14 protein-coding genes are annotated in these 20,558 nt (G+C 40.9%); 6 read left to right on the top strand and 8 right to left on the bottom strand.

Annotation, left to right across the window (positions count from 1 at the left end; translation table 11 throughout):
* The first annotated feature begins 6 nt into the window (after positions 1-6).
* A complete protein-coding gene (gene treS, locus LA313_RS10615; protein WP_228914726.1) occupies positions 7-3,306 on the top strand; it encodes a maltose alpha-D-glucosyltransferase in 3,300 nt (1,099 codons plus the stop codon).
* Positions 3,307-4,182: 876 nt separating this feature from the next.
* Positions 4,183-6,189, top strand: a complete 2,007-nt coding sequence (gene glgB / locus LA313_RS10610) for a 1,4-alpha-glucan branching protein GlgB (RefSeq protein WP_228914933.1) — start codon at positions 4,183-4,185, stop codon at positions 6,187-6,189.
* A gap of 84 nt (positions 6,190-6,273) precedes the next feature.
* On the opposite strand, the gene LA313_RS10605 is transcribed toward glgB, so the two are convergent.
* On the bottom strand, positions 6,274-6,861 hold the full coding sequence (locus tag LA313_RS10605; RefSeq protein WP_228914724.1) for a T9SS type A sorting domain-containing protein: 588 nt from the start codon (positions 6,859-6,861) through the stop codon (positions 6,274-6,276).
* Between the two features lie 219 nt (positions 6,862-7,080).
* Between LA313_RS10605 and LA313_RS10600 the strand changes: the two genes are divergently transcribed.
* The 3 genes from LA313_RS10600 to LA313_RS10590 are packed head-to-tail and all read left to right on the top strand — an operon-like array spanning position 7,081 to position 9,496.
* Complete coding sequence (locus tag LA313_RS10600) at positions 7,081-7,959, top strand: AraC family transcriptional regulator (RefSeq protein WP_228914722.1); 879 nt, start codon at positions 7,081-7,083, stop codon at positions 7,957-7,959.
* A gap of 56 nt (positions 7,960-8,015) precedes the next feature.
* Entirely contained in the window at positions 8,016-9,074 is a 1,059-nt protein-coding gene (locus LA313_RS10595; protein ID WP_228914719.1) for an NAD(P)-dependent alcohol dehydrogenase, read from the top strand.
* Between the two features lie 8 nt (positions 9,075-9,082).
* The gene (locus LA313_RS10590) at positions 9,083-9,496 is read left to right on the top strand and encodes an OsmC family protein (RefSeq protein WP_228914717.1); all 414 of its coding nucleotides are present in this window, start codon (positions 9,083-9,085) and stop codon (positions 9,494-9,496) included.
* Here the strand turns inward: LA313_RS10590 and LA313_RS10585 are convergent.
* The 5 genes from LA313_RS10585 to LA313_RS10565 form a co-directional block, all read right to left on the bottom strand.
* A complete protein-coding gene (locus tag LA313_RS10585; RefSeq protein WP_228914715.1) occupies positions 9,493-10,188 on the bottom strand; it encodes an N-formylglutamate amidohydrolase in 696 nt (231 codons plus the stop codon). The two genes, LA313_RS10590 and LA313_RS10585, sit on opposite strands and share 4 nt — an antisense overlap.
* Positions 10,189-10,220: 32 nt before the next feature.
* Entirely contained in the window at positions 10,221-11,450 is a 1,230-nt protein-coding gene (locus LA313_RS10580) for a glutamate-cysteine ligase family protein (RefSeq protein WP_228914713.1), read from the bottom strand.
* Positions 11,447-12,904, bottom strand: coding sequence for a RimK family protein (locus tag LA313_RS10575; RefSeq protein WP_228914711.1), 1,458 nt, complete (start codon positions 12,902-12,904; stop codon positions 11,447-11,449). The genes LA313_RS10580 and LA313_RS10575 overlap by 4 nt, the downstream gene beginning before the upstream one ends.
* A gap of 460 nt (positions 12,905-13,364) precedes the next feature.
* On the bottom strand, positions 13,365-15,050 hold the full coding sequence (locus LA313_RS10570) for a formate--tetrahydrofolate ligase (protein ID WP_228914710.1): 1,686 nt from the start codon (positions 15,048-15,050) through the stop codon (positions 13,365-13,367).
* A gap of 113 nt (positions 15,051-15,163) precedes the next feature.
* The gene (locus LA313_RS10565; protein ID WP_228914708.1) at positions 15,164-17,131 is read right to left on the bottom strand and encodes a monovalent cation:proton antiporter-2 (CPA2) family protein; all 1,968 of its coding nucleotides are present in this window, start codon (positions 17,129-17,131) and stop codon (positions 15,164-15,166) included.
* Positions 17,132-17,369: 238 nt separating this feature from the next.
* Here LA313_RS10565 and LA313_RS10560 point away from each other — a divergent pair, with 238 nt between their 5' ends.
* Positions 17,370-18,053 carry a site-2 protease family protein gene (locus LA313_RS10560; RefSeq protein WP_228914706.1) on the top strand — a complete coding sequence of 228 codons (684 nt, stop codon included), beginning with the start codon at positions 17,370-17,372 and terminating at the stop codon, positions 18,051-18,053.
* On the opposite strand, the gene LA313_RS10555 is transcribed toward LA313_RS10560, so the two are convergent.
* Complete coding sequence (locus tag LA313_RS10555; RefSeq protein WP_228914704.1) at positions 18,054-18,911, bottom strand: universal stress protein; 858 nt, start codon at positions 18,909-18,911, stop codon at positions 18,054-18,056. It lies immediately after the preceding gene.
* Positions 18,908-20,533 (bottom strand): BCCT family transporter, encoded by a 1,626-nt coding sequence (locus tag LA313_RS10550; RefSeq protein ID WP_228914697.1) that lies wholly within the window; start codon positions 20,531-20,533, stop codon positions 18,908-18,910. Before LA313_RS10550 ends, LA313_RS10555 begins: the two co-directional genes overlap by 4 nt.
* Positions 20,534-20,558 lie beyond the last annotated feature (25 nt).

Genomic DNA, 20,558 nt, shown 5'->3' with positions numbered 1-20,558 from the left:
AAAGAAATGATCAAACCACTTCAAGCGAGCGATCAGGAAACCTGGTATAAAGATGCTATAATTTATGAACTTCACATCAAAGCCTTTTTTGACAGTAACGGCGACGGAATAGGTGATTTCGAAGGCCTTCTCGAAAAGTTAGACTATCTGGAAGACCTTGGGGTTACAGCTATTTGGCTGCTCCCATTTTACCCATCACCTCTTAAAGATGATGGATATGACATAGCAGATTACTACAGCATAAATCCCTCTTATGGGGATCTCGACACCTTTAAAAGACTTATCGATGAAGCCCATGAGCGCGGACTAAAAATAATTACCGAGCTGGTCATTAATCACACATCAGATCAACACCCTTGGTTCCAGAGAGCCCGTAATGCGCCAATTGGATCTCCAGAAAGGGATTATTACGTTTGGAGTGATGACCCTGAAAAATATAAGGACACAAGGATCATCTTTACCGATACAGAACCCTCCAATTGGACCTGGGACCCAGTGGCAAAACAATATTTTTGGCACCGTTTCTTCAGTCACCAACCCGATCTAAATTTTGACAATCCACAGGTACAGCAAGAAGTATTCGATGTCCTGGACTTCTGGTTTGACCTGGGAGTGGATGGTTTTAGGCTTGATGCAGTTCCATATCTTTTTGAAAGAGAGGGTACAAACTGTGAAAACCTTCCCGAAACTCATGAATTTCTGAAGAAGCTGCGCACACATGTTGACAGCAAGTATGAAAACAAATTACTGCTGGCAGAAGCCAATATGTGGCCGGAGGATTCGGCCGAATATTTTGGCGAAGGTGATGAATGCCATATGAACTACCATTTCCCCATTATGCCCAGGATGTTTATGTCGGTCAAGATGGAAGACAGATATCCGATAATGGACATTATCGACCAGACACCCGATATTCCAGAAAATTGCCAATGGGCAATCTTCCTTCGGAATCATGATGAACTTACTCTGGAAATGGTGACCGATGAGGAGAGGGATTATATGTATAAAGTCTACACCAAAGATCCACAGGCAAAGATCAACGTGGGAATTCGGCACAGGCTTGCTCCCCTACTGGAGAATAACAGGAATAAGATCGAGTTGATGAATGTATTGTTGTTCTCCCTTCCCGGAACTCCTGTCATATATTATGGAGATGAAATAGGAATGGGAGATAACTTCTACCTGGGAGACCGGGATGGGGTTAGAACGCCAATGCAATGGTCTTCCCACCGTAATGCAGGATTCTCACATGCCAACCCACACAAGCTTTATCTGCCCGTGATCATTGATCCCTCATATAAATATGAATCCATCAATGTAGAGACAGAGCAAATGAATTCTTCATCCCTTTTATGGTGGATGAAAAGGATCATTAGCATGAGGAAAAAATTTAAAGCCTTTGGGCGTGGGGATATCAATTTCCTTTCTCCAAGTAATGCCAAGATCATTGCATACACACGAACCTTTGAAGATGAGGATATCCTGGTGCTTGGAAATCTTTCCAGATTTCCTCAGGCTGCCGAATTAGATCTGGAGGCTTATGAAGGTTACATTCCTGTTGAAGTGTTTAGTCATAATAAATTTCCAAGGGTTACGGAACATCCATATTTGTTCACGATGGCTCCCCATGGATATTACTGGTTCCAGCTGCAAAAAGAGGAAGGCCATATAACAAAGTCTGAAACTCCTCTTCTGCAAGTTGATAACTGGGAACAATTACTTCAAAATAAGACGAGGTACAAGTTTGAACATTATGTGTTGCCTGAATATCTAAACTCCTGTCGTTGGTTTGGTGGTAAATCAAGAGTCATCCAGAACATTAACGTAGTTAATAAGGTGGATATCCCTGTTAAGGATATGCCTTCTACCTTAATAACCATTGAAGTAAGCTACAACGACGGATTACCTGAAGTTTATCAACTCCCTCTAGGATTTTTAAGTCCCAGACATGATGAAGAGTATAAGGAAATACCTGCAAAAGGAATAATTGCCAAACTTAAGCTGGGCGAAGAGGAAGGATATCTTTTTGATGCTGTTTACAGTGAAAGTTTTAGAAACGTACTGTTTAAAAACATTAAAAAAGGTAGAAAACTTCAGAGTGGTCGGGCAAACCTGGTGTTCTATCACAGTGAAGATAATTTTGAACCTGAATCAGAAAAAGTCCACTCAAAGATCCTTAATGCTGAACAAAGTAATACTTCGCTGATATTTGATAACAAATATTTCCTGAAGTTATATCGTAAACTGGATAATACTATTAATCCAGATCTTGAGATCACCAGATATCTTACTGAAAAGACCGAGTACAAGAATTCTCCAAGATTTGTGGGTGCCATAGAATATAAACCCGATTCCAAGAACATCATTGTCCTGGGAATGATGCAGGATCTTATTCCTAATCAAGGTGACGCTTGGGATTATACAAAGGATGCTTTAAATCGCTTTTTTGACAGGGTATTGACCTTACCTAAAGAAAAAGAATTCGAGGAGGTAGAACACACATTAACTCCGCTTTCCTATCAGGATCTTTCAGAAAACATGCAGGAATTAATGGGTGCAATTTTCCCCGAAAGAATGTTCCTGCTGGGCCAAAGAACTGCAGAAATGCACAAAGCACTGGCTGCAAACCCACTTGAGAAAGATTTCGAACCAGAACCTTTCTCTCTGCATTACCAGAGATCGCTTTTCTCTTCCCTGCAGTCACTCACGAGAAATGCATTCCAGAATCTTCAAAAGAGTTTAAAAACTCTTCCGAAGCATATTCAGGAAGAAGCGCAGGAAGTACTTAGTATGAAGAATGATGTACTGGAGGTATTTAAAAAGGTCTATAATCACAAAATTCCAATCATGAAAATAAGGACCCATGGGGATTATCACCTTGGGCAGGTTTTATGGACCGGTAAAGACTTTGTTATCATTGATTTTGAAGGAGAACCTGCAAGATCATTTAGTGAAAGAAGATTAAAAAGATCTCCCCTTCGAGATGTCGCAGGGATGGTTCGCTCTTTCCACTACGCCGCTTTTGGAAGCATCCTGGAATCTGAACTGGATGCGCACAACAAAGAAGGTGACCTGGATACCTGGGCAGAAAACTGGTATTACCTGGTAACGCAAATGTTCCTTAAGGGTTACTATGAACATGTTGGGGAGAACAATTTTATTCCCGATGATGAGGAAGACACAAAGGTTCTTATGCAGATTTTCCTGCTTGAAAAAGCGATCTATGAAATGAATTATGAATTGAACAATCGTCCAGATTGGGTTTTGATCCCGCTAAGGGGCATTAAATCATGCATTAAACAATAAATTATGGCTAAGAAAGAAAACAATAACAAAAAAAATATAGATAAAAATGTTTCAGGAACCGGAAAGGCTCCCAAAGCTCCTATAGATAAAGGAAATACTTCTGCCGAAGAATCGGGGGACGTGAAGGGACCAAAAGGTGTAGGAAGCAAAACGCCGAAGAAAAGTGACACTAAAAAAACCTCTTCGGTTAAATCAACTTCTGAAAAGAAAACGGCAGCTAAGAAGACTACAGCTACCAAAAAATCTACTACCTCAAAGGCAAAGTCAACCTCTGAAGAGAAAACCAAGCCAACAAAGCTAAAAACAGGTTTACCCAAAACTAAAATGCCCGATGCAGACAGTGCTGCTAAACCTAAACCTAAAAGCAAGGCCAGAAAAACATCTACAGAAAAGAAAAAGGAGGATACGCCTTCTAAACCGGCAAAATTTCAGAAGCCTTTGACAGATGATCAGGTGCCCGATGTGGCTGCACCGGCAACCAGGGTTACAACAACTCCAGAGGAAAAACCTGAAAAGAAAACCGGCACCCGAAAATCGGCAGAGAAAAAATCCGCCGCTACTTCTCAAAGTGAAGCAAAGAAGGCAGAAAAAAAACCTGCAAAGAAAATGTCCCGCCAAAAAAAGGTTCCGGGAATAAGCGCCGAAGAAAAAATGAAGTTGCCCAACACTTCTCCTTCCGAAGATTTAAAAGATGCGGCTAAAGAAACAGCCGATAATATCAAAAAAACGGTAACACCCAAAAAAGGTACAAAAAAAGACCTTGAGAAAAAGGCAAAAGATCTCATTCCCGATCCCGAGGACGTAAAAGCAGCAGCCGGTGGTTTAGCCGAAAAAGTCATCCCGGCAGCAGAAAAAGCCAGGAAAAAGGTAGAGGAAATTTTGCCCGACAAAGAAGAAATAACTGCAGCCGCTAAAAAGGCAAAAAAAACAGTAGAAGACCTTACCACAGATAAAAAAGAAGAGCAAAAATCCTCTTCTGATAAACCTGTAGAAGCTACTCTTTTTACAGAGTTTGATACCCACTTATTTAGAGAAGGAAAACACTATCATCTCTACAACAAATTGGGTTCTCACCTCATGGAATATATGGGGACCGAAGGAGTATATTTTGCAGTATGGGCCCCCAATGCCGAAAGAATATCGGTAGTCGGAGACTTTAATAACTGGGATAGAGAAGCACATCCAATGAACGCCCGCTGGGACAACTCAGGGATCTGGGAAGTATTTATACCCGATGCCAAAAAAGGCAGTTTGTATAAATATTTTATAAGGTCGACCAATGGTTATGAAGCCGACAAAGGTGATCCTTTTGCCTTCCAATGGGAAACGCCTCCAAATACTGCTTCTATGGTATGGGATCTTGAGAACACCTGGAAGGATAAAGACTGGATTAAGGACCGGGCAAAGAAGAACGGTAAACCACAACCCATGTCTGTCTATGAAATTCATTTAGGCTCCTGGAAAAGAGTTCCGGAAGATGATCTTCGTTCCCTCAGCTATCTTGAACTTGCTGAGCAACTTCCAAAGTATATCAAGGAGATGGGCTTTACCCATGTAGAGTTCATGCCTGTAATGGAACACCCATTCTTTGGATCCTGGGGTTACCAGATCACCGGATATTTTGCTCCTTCGAGCCGTTTTGGTACGCCGCAGGAATTCATGCAGCTTATTGATAGCCTACACCAGGCAGGGATTGGAGTAATTTTGGATTGGGTTCCCTCCCACTTCCCTTCAGATCTCCACGGGTTGCACTATTTCGACGGGACATATCTCTACGAACATGCCGATCCTCAAAAAGGTTTTCACCCGGACTGGCAGAGTTACATCTTTAACTACGGCCGAAATGAGGTACGCTCCTTCCTTATAAGTAACGCATTGTTCTGGCTGGATAAATTCCATGCCGATGGATTGCGCGTAGATGCAGTGGCATCAATGCTGTATCTGGACTACTCCAGAAAAGAAGGAGAATGGGAGCCAAATGAATTTGGCGGTAGAGAAAACCTGGAAGCAATTAGTCTCCTCAAAGAATTCAATGAAGTAGTTTACAAAGAGTTTCCCGATGCCGTTACTATTGCAGAAGAATCTACAGCATGGCCAATGGTTTCCAAACCCACCTATATTGGTGGACTTGGCTTTGGAATGAAGTGGATGATGGGATGGATGCACGACACTCTTAAATATTTTAGCGAGGATCCGGTTCACAGAAGACATCATCATAACACGATAACTTTTAGCACGAATTACGCTTTTACAGAAAATTTCATGCTTCCGTTGTCACACGATGAGGTAGTCTATGGAAAACAATCTATTCTCAATAAAATGCCGGGAGATACCTGGAACAAATTTGCGAACCTGCGTACCTTGTATTCCTACATGTATGCTCACCCCGGAACAAAGCTTCTCTTTATGGGAGCTGAATTTGGGCAGACTACAGAATGGAATCATGATTCAAGTCTTGAATGGCATTTGACCAATGAAGCTCCACATCGACAAGTCCAGGAAACTTTTAAGGAGCTAAATGAGCTCTATAAAAAAGAACCTGCCTTATATGAAAAAGCGTTTTCTCCGGAAGGCTTTGAATGGGTGGATTATAACGATAAAGAAAACAGTATTATAAGCTTTTTACGAAAAGGAAATGATCCTAAAGACAACATCCTTGTGGTGTGCAATTTCACCCCTGTACCAAGAGAGAACTACAGGATTGGAGTGCAGGAAGCTGGAGACTGGAAGGAGATCTTTAACAGCGATGACGAAAAACTGGGAGGCAGCAATGTAAAGAATCACGAGAAAATTGAAAGTCAGGAATTGCCGGCACACAGGCAGGAAAATTCCCTTTCTCTTACCATACCACCAATGGCAGTGATCTATCTCAAGAAAACCTGATTATTAATTGGCAATAAATGATAACTGCCCCGGGAAAATTCCCGGGGCAGTTTTTTAGTGTTAATTAGTGTTAAAGAGATCTCCTCAATTTATAACTATCTTTTCTTCAAATTTTTCCTGGCCCTTGTTCACCTTGATCAAATATTCTCCTGATGGCACATTTGAAAAGTCCAAAATTTTCTGAAAAAGTTTTCCGGATTCTCTAATTTGTGCTAAAACTTCTCCATGCTTATCTTCTACTGAAAGGTCTACTCTACCTTCTTGTGTGTTCGTCATAAATACACCTACCCTTTCTTGTTGCACCCTAAAGTGAGGTTTACTGATTGTAGCAGATTTACCTACGATTTCTACACCTTTAGATGACTTCTTTATCTTCCAGACTCTGGTTGCAAACCTCTTGTCCACTTTAAGAAAATATATTCCGTGCGGAATCATTTCCAGGTGCAGACTCTTATTGTACTGTCCATCCTTAAGCAAGTCATCTTTAAATAGAGTTACACCAAATTTATCTTCAAACAAAATACGTGTACCCCGGTTCACATTAGAAAGATCTACTAAGACCGTTTGCTCTCCATTCAAGCTCACACCTTCCCCATCTTTTTCCTTAGCACCTGCAAAAGAGAAAGTAAAAAGGAACAAAGCAACTAACGAAATGTTTTTTAGCTTTTTCATAATTTTCATTGTTTTAGTTAAACCACTAAATATTACACAACAAACATAACCCGTTATATCCGTGAGTAATAGGTGAAAATTGACAGATAAATGTTCAAATTTGATCTATAGTGGATGGACTAAAACGTTTTAGGTTAAAAAAAGACATTTAATGGGTAATTCTGCTGGAGTAGAGTATTTTAATACTGATTATATTTAATTCAAATTTCAACCTGTTTTATGAAATTAAGTGCAAAACCTGAATTAGAAAAGATAGAGCCCCTTTTTGGTAGTTCATTTTCATATAGGACATATGATAAGGACCACCAAAACAGGAAGCATACCTTTTGGCATTATCATCCTGAAATAGAACTGGTCTATGTAAATAGAGATTCAGGAAAAAGGCAAATTGGAAGCCATATTTCCTATTACAGGAACGGAGATCTTATACTCATTGGATCTAATCTCCCTCATTGTGGTTTTACAGACGGATTCACGGGCAACGAGAATGAAACAGTTATCCAGATTAAACCCGATTTCCTTGGAAACCAATTTTTTGAGATCCCCGAAATGAAGAACATTAAAGCTCTTTTTGAGAGGGCAGCTATGGGAATAGTCTACACTGGAGATTCTAAAAAGAATATTGGTCAAAAAATGGAAGCCCTTAAAAATGAAGGTCCTTATCGGCGCCTCCTTGGCCTCCTTGAAATTTTACATTTACTGGAAAGTTCAAAAGAGTATTCCGTACTAAATGCCCAGGGATTTATTCTGGAAACAGAACTACAGGACAATCATCGGGTAAATCAGATATTTAATTTTGTAAAAGAAGAGTTTCACAGGTCCATCAGCCTTGAGGAAGTAGCGAAGAAAGTTAGTATGACAGTTCCGGCTTTCTGCAGGTACTTCAAGAAAATTACGGGCAAAACCTTTACTCAGTTTGTCAATGAATATCGATTGGCACATGCAGCCAAACTTCTGCATGAGAAGCAAATAAGTATAACTGAGATCTGTTTTGAAAGCGGATTCAACAACTTCAGTCATTTCAACAAGCAATTCAAGAAGTTTACGGGAAAATCTCCCTCAGTTTATCGCAACGAACTTAAAATAGTTTTAACCTGACAGAACCTTATCTTTTGCAGTAAAATCCGTATCTTCAAAAGCCTTAAAAAAAAGGTATGAAAGATGTAAAAGCATACGCTACTCAGGCTGCTGACCAAGACCTGAAGCCATTCAAAATCGACAGGTCAGAACCCGGCCCGGGAGATGTAGAAATTGAGATATTGTTTTGTGGTGTTTGCCATTCGGACATTCACACAGCCCGCAATGAATGGGGTGGGACAAAATATCCCTGTGTTCCCGGTCATGAGATCGTAGGTAAGGTAACCCGAACAGGAAAGGACATAAAGAACTTCAAAGAAGGTGACACTGTAGGCGTGGGCTGTTTTGTTGATTCCTGCGGTCATTGTGAAAACTGTGAAGAAGATTTGGAACAGTATTGTCTTGAAGGTCCTACTGCTACATACAATTCCCCTTCACCCCTCGATCGGGAAGTCCACACCTACGGGGGCTATTCTTCACATATAGTAGTAAAAGAAGAATTTGTATTAAAAATTTCGGACAAACTACCGCTAAATGCAGTAGCACCACTTTTATGCGCGGGGATTACTACCTATTCTCCTCTTCGTCGCTGGAATGTTAAAAAAGGAGACAAAGTTGGAGTGGTAGGCCTTGGCGGATTAGGTCACATGGCTGTTAAACTCGCATCCTCCATGGGTGCCGAAGTAACCATGCTAAGCCGCTCTCCCGGAAAAGAGCAGGATGCCAATGACTTAGGCGCTGCCCACTTTGAACTTACTACCAGTGAAGAAAACATGAAAAAGATGGCAGGCAGGTTTAATTTGATCATAAATACTGTTTCGGCACAACATGATTACAACCAGTACCTCAACCTTCTAAAAACAGACGGTGTTATGGTATTGCTGGGAATACCGCCAAAACCTTCAGAAGTGCAGGCAGCGCAGTTGATCATGAAGAGACGTAGCCTTGTTGGTTCACTTGTTGGAGGAATAAAGGAAACTCAGGAGATGCTGGACTATTGCGCAGAGCATGGAATAGTTTCAGAAGTAGAAATGATCAATATAGATCAAATTAACGAAGCTTATGAAAGAACCTTAAGTGCAGATGTCCGCTACCGCTTTGTAATAGATATGAAATCTCTAAAAAATCAAAACTAAAAACCATAATGAAAAGAAAAGCAACAGCCGTATGGCACGGCACGATCAAAGAAGGAAAAGGAAATTTATCTACCCAAAGTCAGGTACTGCAAAAAAGTCCCTACTCGTTTCATACCCGGTTTGAAAATGAAAAAGGAACCAATCCCGAGGAACTTATAGGGGCGGCCCATGCAGGCTGTTTTGCCATGCAGTTATCTGCCAATTTAAGCAAGGAAGATTTTAATCCTGTAGAGCTGGAAGCCAAAAGTGAAATAACCTTTGAGGACGGCACTGTAAAAAGATCTCACCTTATTTTAACCGCAAAAGTACCCGGAATTTCCCAGGAAAAATTTAATGAACTGGTAAAAGATGCCAAAGAAAATTGTCCAATATCCAAATTACTAAATGCCGAGATCACCCTCGAATCAACTCTTAACGGCTAAGAATTGACCCTTTGAAAAACCTTAGAAAGCGCTTCAAAAATGTCATTTTTGAGGCGCTTTTCCATTTTGTTTTCCTGCACATATTTTTGGTTTACTTCCAACTCTATTCCTACATAATGATCTGGAAACCGTTTTCTAAGATAAGTAGTGAAACCATCATCCACCCCCAGGTAAGGATAGTTGAAACGGGTTTTTAAATCACTATTCTGCCGAAGGATCTGTTCCTTAAATTCCTGACAAAACTCTTCTTCCGGTTTTCTCGCGGGATCGAACAACAAACCAATATCGGCATCTCTTATCTCCCCATTTAATTCGGGAGTGAAAGTATGAACAGAAATATGTACTATCTCCTTTCCTTCTGAAATTAAAGCTGCAATCCTCCCCTCAACAAAATTCCTGTAAGGCAAATAAAATTCTTCCAGTAATTCCTCTTTTTGAGCCTCCGGAAGTTCAACAGTAAATTCTGAAAATAACTGTGGGTGCCCCAGAGAACGGTTTGGCTCGACCAAGAGTCTGCTTATCATGTACTCCTGACTGAAAATTGCCAGGCGCGACAAATGACCAAAGAGATCTAAAGCACCCGGGTCATAGCCGCGGTGGGTTTCCAGCACTTCCCCTGCTTTAGAAAAATACTCTTCGTAATTCTCCGGGATCTCATTACCGGCGTGTTCACAAGTTAGAAATAGATTCAAGATTTAAATTTTGAAACCTGGTTAATTAGTCTTTACAGTTTATTACTCACGAACATCCTGTTCTCCTCCAAACATTGACCCAGTTCCTTATAGACTTTCAGGAGGTTTTCTTCTGAAGGATCTTCGCCCAAAGCATTCAGGATCCTTGTCGAAAGGCTGCCATTTTGAAGCAGGAATTCTATAGTTTTTTGATGTTTTTCAGAAATATTCTCTTTTACCATAGAAAAGATCTTTTCCCAGATTTGATTTACACTTACAGGGGCCTGCAGATCAAAAATAGCAGCAAACTTCTCACTTTCAATAGTCGTTTCTTCAGCATCTTTGATCACAGCATTAAAGATCTCAAAAATGTCATTTTCGTGCCATTGCTTTTGATCCTCAAGAGTAACCAGTTCCTCGCTAACCAGCAGCTTTAATGCTTCAATAACGAGCACAGCGATAGCAACATCGGCTTTTGGGCATTCCTGTATATCAATAACCCTTATTTCTATTGCGCCACGATCAAACCGGGCAATGGCCCCCCGGGAATTGAGGAAGTGATGGTCAAGAATATTTTCTGTATCGTGAGGCTTGATAGCTTTATTAATGGGCTCGAATATTCCGCTATGATATTCCTGTTTGGAAAAAAGCTGTTCAGGGATCACCTTTCCTGTCATCTCCGGGATCTCTTTCTGATTGGTTTTATAGACATGCATCCTTGTATCCTTAAAACCTGTGATTTTCCCTTCAAAAACAGGTGAACTGGCACTCAACCCCGGAATAATAGGCAGCAGGATTCGCACGGCAGCATGAAGTTTTTCAAATTCTGCATCTCCCGAAAAAGGCAGGTTGATGTGCATACTCTGTACATTACTCCAGCCATGGCCACGACAGTCAAAAATACGATTGTACAATGCGTAGATCTTACTGTAACTGTGCTGCCATAGCTGCATCTCACTATCGGGATTCATTAGTGGATGTGCAGCTGTGGGTAGAAGCTCGCTGTCAAAATCTTTTAAAAGCCGGTTCATCTCCCTTACGTTTTCAGTAAAAAGGACATCCAGCGTTTCGAGATCGGCTGTTGGGCCATTAGTTTTAAGTTCCACCACATGGGCAACCAGTTCATTGCTCCACTCAATTTTTCCGTTCTCCACATCTGAGGTGATGGAGCCGCTTTTTTTTATAAATAGCTTGTCTACGATGGGATTTACCTTGTAGGTAGCGGAGTTCACTATCATGTACTCCAGTTCTATACCATAGACTTCAAAAAGGTTGTAACTCATTCGGTTTTTTTATCCAGCCGGTTTTTAAGGGCTGTAAGAATATCAATATAAATTTTATCACCATAATAGCGATCTTCAATACCAAAATCAATATTGGGATTATCATTTATCTCGATCACCAGAGGATTTCCATTGACCTCTTTAACATCGATACCGTATAATCCTTTTCCCATTAGTTTGGCCGATTTTAAGGCCACATCCATTATTTTTTTTGGCACTTCCTCAATGGAGATAACATCGGCATCGCCTTCGTTATCGTCCTTCTTCTTTGCATTCCAGTTGTATATTTGCCAATGGCCTTTCGCCATATAATAACGGCAGGCGAATATTGGTTTGTCATCAAGTATCCCAATGCGCCAGTCGAAATCGGAAGGGGTATATTCCTGGGCTATTACTAGCTCAGATTTTTTCAACATCTCCCCTACAAGTTTTTCGTACTCTTCGGCTGTGGAGGCTTTTTTGACACCAAAAGAAAAAGTTGAATCGGGAGATTTTAAAACCAGTGGCAATCCTGTCTTTTCAATGATTTTATTCCGGTTCTCCTTATGAACAATAATTGTTTTTGGTGTAGGAATACCTGCGTTTTCAAGGGCTTCGGCCATAAAGACTTTATTACAACACTTCAGGATAGCATCGGGATAATCCACAATGGCTATATCTTCCTGTTGTGCTTTTCGGGCAAAGGCATAAGCGTCATTGTTGACCTCTGTACTCTGTCTTATAAAAAGCGCATCAAAAGCTGAGAGCCTGGAAAGATCCTTTGGGGATACAAATTCCACATAAAAGTTCATTTTTTCAGCCAGTTCTGCAAACTTCTTTAAGGCTTTAGGATTACTTGGCGGTGCGGGATCATTTTCCTGAACAAGGATGGCAAGATCATATTCAGAAGTTTCATTTTTTGGGGTATCATACCTCTTTTTAGCGAAATACTGAATGGCGAATTCCCGCATGGAGCTCTTATGATCATCGGGGATTTCAACTTCAGATAAAGCCTTAATGGATTTTATGTTCCATTTATTGGCATAAGAGAAATTCACTCTTAAAAACGGGATTTGAAAATGCCTGTGAAACATGGCGCTTAACTCACGGTATTTCTGAGCCACATTTTGACCAAAATAAATACTAAGAGTAAATTCAGGGGACTTTATCCCCTTTAAACTTTTTTGAATAAGATCATCAAATTCATCTGAAACGATCTTCACCAGTTTTGGTTCCCTAAGGTCTACCAGATTCATAACTGTTGGGATAGCAAGATGACCACGCGCTTCAGCCAAAAGAGAAACGTAATAACCCTTACTTTGGTAGGAGTAATCTTTACAGAGATTGAAGATGCGGGCTTTTTTGAGCTGAGAAAAATTGGGGTTTGTAAGATAATCCCGGGCCGATATCACCTCCATATTCTCAAGGGATAGATTCCAGTTTTCGGGTTTATTTACAACTAAGAATTTCTTCATTAATTTTAAAATATTTTAATCAAAGGTATATCAAATTTCTTCTGAAAATTCAGACAAAAAATAATACTATCGGGAACAATTCTGAAGTTTTCAGCTTTGCACCAAAGAAATTTAATATACGAAATGATATTCAGTTAAACCCGCTTTGACCTTTTAAACCAGAAGGAATATCCTTGTATTAAATATCCATTGAAACACATGTATGGCGAAGAGCTTTAATTCTGAAAAATTCACAAAATAATTTTTGATTTCATGAACTAACCGGCTCCGGAATTATTCAGAAAAGATGGATGGGGTGAAGATCATTTGACAGGCGGCAATGCCAAAAATTTATGAGTGGCGGCCAATTACACATTTGTAAGATCACCTACTTGGGAAGGGGTGAAAATTAGAAGAATAAAAAAACCTTCCGGGGGGAAATACCGAAAGGTTCTTTTGTAGAAGTAAATAAATCTTGCCCCTAAATTAGCCCCGAAATATTTCCTTCCAAATCAATATTTATATTTTCTGATGCAGGGTGCGCAGGCAATCCTGGCATGCGCATCATATCTCCCGTAATTGGGATCAAAAATCCCGCTCCGGAAGCAATCTCTATTTCACGCACATTCAATGTAAATCCTGTTGGTCTTCCAAGAAGTATAGGATCATCTGAAAGTGATTTTTGCGTTTTGGCTATACAAACCGGAAGACCTTCCAGGCCAAGGTTAGTAATAGTTTTTAAGTCACGCATAGCTTTTGGTGCAAATTCGACCTTTTCGGCACCGTAGATCTTCTTGGCTATAGTTTCTATTTTATGGATCACCGAATCTTCCCAGCTGTACAGGGGTTTAAAATCTGATTTCCCTTCTTCAATAGCTTCTATAACTTTACCAGCCAGGTCAAGCGCTCCTTCCCCTCCTTTTGCCCAACCATCGGAAAGGGCCACTTTAATATTCAGTTTTTCGGCCAGTTCCTGGATCACTTGTATTTCCTCGTCACTGTCGCTGTAGAATTTATTAATTGCTATTACCGGAGTAATATTAAATTGACGGGCATTTTCCAGGTGTTTCTCCAGGTTTGGCAATCCTTTTTTCAAAGCCTCCACATTAGGAATAGTAAGGGAAGAAAGAGGTGCCCCACCATGATATTTTAATGCTCTTATTGTTGTGGTCATCACCACAACCTTTGGTGCAAGACCTGCACTCTGGCACTTAATATCGAGAAACTTTTCTGCACCAAGATCAAATCCAAATCCTGCTTCGGTAACTGTATAGTCCGAAAGGCTCATTCCCATACGGGTAGCGATAACAGAGTTGGTGCCTTGTGCAATATTAGCAAATGGTCCCAGGTGAATAATAGCGGGATTCCCTTCTATGGTTTGTACCAGGTTAGGTTTAAGCGCATCCTTAAGAAGCGTTGCCATGGCGCCTTCGGCATTAAGATCTCTGGCGTAAATCGGCTTTTTATCAAAAGTGAAACCTATAAATATATTTCCTAAACGACCTTTTAGATCCTCGAGGTTTTCGGCCAGACACATGATGGCCATAATTTCTGAAGCAGCAGTAATATCAAAGCCGCTTTCCCTCGGAATACCGGAACCCGTTCCGCCAAGGCCAATCACAATGTTTCGCAATGAACGGTCGTTCACATCCATTACCCGTTTTAAAGAAACGGTACGTGGATCAATTCCCAGATTGTTGGTTTTTGACTGAATATTATTATCCACCAGAGCCGCCAGAAGGTTATGAGCTTTTTCAATAGCCGAAAAATCTCCGGTAAAATGAAGATTAATATCCTCCATGGGCAATACCTGCGAGTACCCTCCTCCGGTTGCCCCTCCTTTAATACCAAATACAGGTCCTAGGGAAGGCTCTCTTAATACTACAGTAGTTTGTTTCCCCAGCCTGTTCAAAGCTTCAGAAAGTCCTATAGAGACCGTTGTTTTTCCCTCTCCTGCTGGAGTTGGAGAAACAGCCGATACCAAAATTAGAGTACTGTTATCTACTTTAGTCCTGTCAATTTTACTAAGAGGGATCTTCGCCTTGTATTTCCCGTACATCTCAATGTCGTCGGGATCAAGGCCGAGTTTGTGGGCGATTTCTGTAATAGGTTTTAATTTGATGTCTTGGGCAATCTCGAGGTCTGTGAGCGGCGTAGTGGTCATCATGTATTTCCTGCTTTATATTGACCTCAAAATTACATTATAAACCATCCGGGAATAATGATAAGAATCAGGTTTTTGAAGATTTCTCAAACGTTTTCGTAAAAAAAGGTTTGGCTTCAATTCACCGCTTTAAAAAATGCATCAATGTGCTCCTGATCTCCACTAATGAACACCCTGTCATTTTGCAAAAGTTTGACATTGGGAAACACATTTTTGATCATTTTTCCTTTTCTGGAAACGGCGAGAATATTTACTCCGTAATTTCGGCGAACATCCACTTCTTCAATGGTCTTACCTACTACAGGTCCACTATCGGCTAAAACCCGCACACAACTTATTTTGAAATCGGGTATAGCAGAAGAATTAAAGGTATGGAGGGTTTTTCTGGATTGAAATACCTGGTAATTGTCTGCTCTAACAGAATCTACCAGGTTTTCTAATTCATCTATTGGCACAAGATAATTGGTAAGAACCCTTGAAAAGATCTCTATAGATGTTTCAAATTCTTCAGGAATGACTTCGTCTGCTCCCAGGGCTAGCAGTGTTTGAATTTCCTTCACGTATCTTGTCCTTACAACAATATAAACCGATGGAGATAGATGCCGTATATTGGAGACTATAGCCTTGGTGGCTTGTGGATCTGATATTGCCACAACCACTACCCTCGCCTTTTTGACATTTACCGAATCCAGCATATGTTCCTGAACTGCGTCTCCATATATTATAGGTTCTCCTTTTGCCTTTTCATGTCTTACGATCTGCGCATTTAACTCCAGAATCATATAGGGTATTTCTGCGTATTTAGCTGCTCTGGCCAAATTTGTTCCATTGATCCCGTATCCAATTATTAACAGGTGATTTTCTAGTTCATTTTCATTTTCACTCTTAGAATTTAATGTACTGCTGCCTGTTCTCATATGAAGGGGCCTCAGTAAATAATTTGAGATTTTACCCGAAAACATAATAATGAAGGGAGTAAGAAACATGGTAAACACTGAAACAGAAAGAAAGTATTGATTCATTTCAGGAGATAATAATCCGCTCTCAATCCCAATCCTGGATAAAATAAAAGCGAACTCCCCTACCTGGAACAAAGCCATTGATGTAAGGAGAATCGTTCTTAAAGGATATTTTAGTGCAGCCACGGCAAAGGCTACAACACCACCCTTAACTATGAGTACTATAAGTACCATTAAAAGAACAACTCCGGCATTCTTTAAAAAGAATTCCAGGTCTAGCAGCATCCCTATTGAGATGAAGAAAAAACTGATGAAAAGCTCTCTAAAAGGCAAGATGGTACTTGTGGCCTGGTGGCTATAATCTGATTCAGAAATAATTAATCCGGCGAGAAAAGCTCCGAAGGCGAGTGATAAACCGGCAGAAGCCGTGATAAAAGCTACAGTAAAACAGAGTGCTATTGTTGCCAGCAGGAACAACTCCTTACTCCGGGTTTTTGCTATAAGATACATAACCCGTGGCACGATGTATTTGGCACTTAAATAGGTGAAAGCAATTACCAGGGCACTTTTTAATAACAAAAAAAAGATTTCGTTCAGGAGATTGCCGGAACCTCCCGCCATGATTGGAGTTACCAGCATCATTGGAACTACGATGAGATCCTGAAAAATAAGGATCCCCAGGGCTGTTCGACCATGTGGTGCAGTGATCTCATTACGATCCTGCAAAATCTTAAGCACTATTGCTGTACTCGACAGAGAAAAAAGAAAACCGATAAATACAGATTCGTTCCAGGCAAAACCGAGAAAGTAGAAGATCAATCCGGTAACTATTATACTAATACCAACCTGCAGGAATCCTCCATAAAAAACGGTGCGCTTCATGGAAGCCAGCTGTTTTATGGAAAGCTCCATCCCAATGACAAACATTAAAAGAATGACCCCGATCTCAGACAGGATCTCAACTTGTTCGGGATTTTCAATTAAACCAAAACTAAATGGCCCAATAATGATACCTGTAATTAAAAAACCGAGGATTGAAGGTATTCGGAGGCGTTGCAACAGCAGTACTACCACTACTGAAAAACCCAGTAATACCACAATGTCCTGAAGTAATGGAAAATGCATTCTTTAAACTTTACTTAATTCAAATTTATCGAATTCCCGCCTATAAATCCTGCTTTAATCCGGAAGGATTCATATAAATTTTCCTTCGGAATATCTTTAATAACCTGTACAGAACGTCTTTAAAAATTCAGAATCTCATAAGATTGTTTCCTCATTTAATTTCCGCAATAACTTTTAGGGGATTTTAAGAATCCCAAATCTTGAATTTCATAAATTATGACCTTAATGATTATGTTCTATGTTTGGCATAAATGATATCCCTAAATTCCTGCTCGCCTTTTTCCTGGTCCTTCCCCTCATTTCTATATTGCATGAGGCAGGGCATGTTTTTTTTGCCTGGCTCATGGGCGCGAAGAACATAAGGGTCGTTGTAGGGAGTGGGAAACCTGTCTTTAACAAAGGGATCATCGAGATTCGTCAATACTACTTCTGGTACGGCTTCTGTACTTTTGAGAATATTGAACGGAAAGAGAAACTGGCGAATATCCTGATCTTTTTGGGAGGTGCGCTTTTTAATCTTTTAAGCACTATTGCAGTGATCTTACTGGTAGAGAATAAGGTGCTGGAGACGGGCATGATGACCTACCAGTTTACGTATTTTTCCATGTATTATGTGTTCTTTGCCCTGCTGCCCATGATCTATCCTGGCGGCAGTTACAGCGATGGCAAGATGATCCTCGAACTGGTAAAGAATAAAGAAGAGGTTATAAGGGAGCGGACATACCGGGTCCAGAAGGATACCGACGAAGACACCTGGCGGTTTTTAAATCATAAGAATGAACTGGTCCAAACTTTCCAAAAAGAGGAAGATGCTGTGCAAAAAGCCCGAAAAATTGCACAGGAGCACCGTCCCAGCCGTATCGTGCAGATCAATGGCGACGAAGAAAAAGAGATCCAAAATTATCCCCGAATCCCGTTATAGCTATTTAACCACCCACAAGGGCACATCCAGGTTAGCATTGAACAGCTCCTCGGTCACCGTACCTACTGCGAAGGGAGAAAAGGTATTACCACCCTTGTCTGAAACCACCAGCATATCTACTTCTGAATTTTTAAGGTTGGCCAAGATCTTTTGCGCAGCTCCCGATTCTCTTCCCATAAAAATTAGCGGTTCGATGGGTTCCGAATAATTGAGCTTCTTAAGGAATTTATCGAATTTTTCCTTAACGTGTTTTTCCACTTTTGGACCCATGGATTCCGCGGTAACGTATGGAGAGAATTGTACGGGCACACTGTATACATGCACAACTTTTAGATCCACATTCTGTCCTTCCTGCAATTCTTTGGTGATCCTAAAAACCTTTCGGGAATCATGGGAAAAATCGGTTCCGGCCCAGATCGTGTTCATTTTTTCCTGGGCTGCTGTGGGTATCGCAAGAATGTCGCACCTAAGCAACCGCAGTAGTTTTCCGCTTACCACACCGGTACCTTTCTCGTGTTTTTTATTCCCTACAAGAGCGAGATCTATCCCGTACTTGTCAACGATATACTTTAGCAAAGATTCGCTGTAAGGATCTTCAGAAATAAGCACCTCCCAGTTTGCAGGCGCCGAAAAATGGGTTTTTACCTTCTCATTCAATTCATCCCCAATCACCTCATCGAGATTAACATCCTTAAGATGTTCTTCAAAAAGTTCAGAAATTTCGTATTTCTTGATGTTATGTACAAAATACACGTTTTCTGCCTTTAGCCTTTCAGCAATAAAGGATGCGTAGGTGATCAATTTTTCATCTATAGCTGAAAGATCCAGGGCGACGAGTATATTTTTGATCTTTTTCATGACTGATTTTCTTTATGGTTTCCTCCTCTTTTTTTAATTAGGCCTGAAATGACTTCTTCATAGCTCTCCAGTTCCTTCTGGGCTTTTTTCTCTTCGGCTTTTAGATATTCATCCCGCACACCGGTGTAAAGCGAATAGCACATGAAAAGCAGGATAAAGGCAAAAGGCAAGCCCGTGACTATGGATGCTGTTTGCAGTGCCTGTAATCCCCCACCAATCAGGAGAACGGCTGCCACAGTACCTTCGGCCACTGCCCAGAATATACGCTGTCCTACAGGGGCATCGATCTTTCCGCCCGAAGTAAGGCTGTCTACCACCAATGATCCGGAGTCGGAAGAGGTGACAAAAAAGCCGGCGATCAGGACCACTCCAATAATATTAAGTACTGCCGAGAAAGGAAAATCCTCAAGGAAAACGAAGAGTGCGGTAGCGACATTATCATCAACCGCATTAATGATGGTATCATCCCCTAAAAGCGCCTGCTGGATGGAGGTGCTTCCAAAGGCAGAGATCCAGAAAAATGTAATGAGCGATGGCACAATAAGCACTCCTAAAATAAATTCCCTGATGCTTCTTCCTTTTGAAATACGCGCGATGAACATCCCCACAAAAGGAGACCAGGCGATCCACCAGCCCCAGTAAAAGACTGTCCAGGCATTCTGCCAGTCATTCCCGGTATAGCTCTCGGTCCAGGAAGAGATCTCTAAAAAGCTGTAAAAATAGTTCCCCGTGTTCTGCACAAAAGACTGAAAAATGAAGATAGTTGGACCCAGTACCACTACAAGCAGTAAAAGTAAAACTGCTATCCTCATGTTCCATTCACTCAGGAATTTCACTCCTTTGTCCACTCCCAAAACTACAGAAATGGTAGCAATAGCGGTGATCCCGGCAATAAGACTCACCTGGGTTACAATTCCACTATCAACACCAAAAACGTGAGACAGCCCTGCGGCTATTTGTTGTACTCCTAAACCTAATGAAGTTGCCAATCCAAAAAGGGTGGCCAGTACTGCAAAGATATCTATGAGATCTCCTCTTTTTCCGTAGATCTTGTCTCCTAAGATTGGATAAAAAACCGACCGTATGGTTAATGGTAAACCGTGGGAATATGTAAAATAGGCAAGGGACAGCCCCACCAGAGCATAAATCCCCCAGGCATGGAAACCCCAGTGCAAAAAAGTGAAATTCATGGCCTCCTGGGCAGCAGCCGGGGTGCCGCCTTCAGTCAGTGGCGGATTCATAAAATGCGTGATAGGTTCGGCTATACTCCAAAAGAGCAGCCCAATTCCCATTCCCGCACTAAAGAGCATGGCAAACCATGAGACGGTTTTAAATTCGGTTTTGGCATCCTTCCCTCCTATTTTAATATCTCCGAATTTGCTGAAGGCCAGGTAGATCACAAATATGAGATAGATGTTCACGCATAGTACGAAGAACCAGCCCCCGGTATTGGCTACAAAATTCTGAATCGAATTAAAAACTCCTTCGGCCTGCTCCTCAAAAATGAGGGTTAAGGCGATACTTATGATGATGATTATAGAAGAAGTGAAAAATACCGGACCATTGACATTTAGGCCCATAATGGATTTTCGTTCATCACTTCTTACGATCTTTTTAGCCATAGTCTCTTAATTTTAAAGTTGTTCC

The organism is Salinimicrobium sediminilitoris, from assembly GCF_020866905.1.
In the GTDB taxonomy this organism is placed as follows: domain Bacteria; phylum Bacteroidota; class Bacteroidia; order Flavobacteriales; family Flavobacteriaceae; genus Salinimicrobium; species Salinimicrobium sediminilitoris.
This window is presented reverse-complemented; position numbering and strand designations above follow the sequence as displayed.

Bases quoted from the DNA above. Each gene is read 5' to 3' on its own strand.
- LA313_RS10570 (WP_228914710.1), bottom strand. From the start codon at position 15,050: ATGATGACCACTACGCCGCTCACAGACCTCGAGATTGCCCAAGACATC.
- LA313_RS10590 (WP_228914717.1), top strand. From the start codon at position 9,083: ATGAAAAGAAAAGCAACAGCCGTATGGCACGGCACGATCAAAGAAGGA.
- LA313_RS10600 (WP_228914722.1), top strand. From the start codon at position 7,081: ATGAAATTAAGTGCAAAACCTGAATTAGAAAAGATAGAGCCCCTTTTT.
- LA313_RS10560 (WP_228914706.1), top strand. From the start codon at position 17,370: ATGTTTGGCATAAATGATATCCCTAAATTCCTGCTCGCCTTTTTCCTG.
- LA313_RS10605 (WP_228914724.1), bottom strand. From the start codon at position 6,861: ATGAAAAAGCTAAAAAACATTTCGTTAGTTGCTTTGTTCCTTTTTACT.
- LA313_RS10595 (WP_228914719.1), top strand. From the start codon at position 8,016: ATGAAAGATGTAAAAGCATACGCTACTCAGGCTGCTGACCAAGACCTG.
- LA313_RS10550 (WP_228914697.1), bottom strand. From the start codon at position 20,533: ATGGCTAAAAAGATCGTAAGAAGTGATGAACGAAAATCCATTATGGGC.
- treS (WP_228914726.1), top strand. From the start codon at position 7: ATGATCAAACCACTTCAAGCGAGCGATCAGGAAACCTGGTATAAAGAT.
- LA313_RS10565 (WP_228914708.1), bottom strand. From the start codon at position 17,131: ATGCATTTTCCATTACTTCAGGACATTGTGGTATTACTGGGTTTTTCA.
- LA313_RS10555 (WP_228914704.1), bottom strand. From the start codon at position 18,911: ATGAAAAAGATCAAAAATATACTCGTCGCCCTGGATCTTTCAGCTATA.
- LA313_RS10575 (WP_228914711.1), bottom strand. From the start codon at position 12,904: ATGAAGAAATTCTTAGTTGTAAATAAACCCGAAAACTGGAATCTATCC.
- LA313_RS10580 (WP_228914713.1), bottom strand. From the start codon at position 11,450: ATGAGTTACAACCTTTTTGAAGTCTATGGTATAGAACTGGAGTACATG.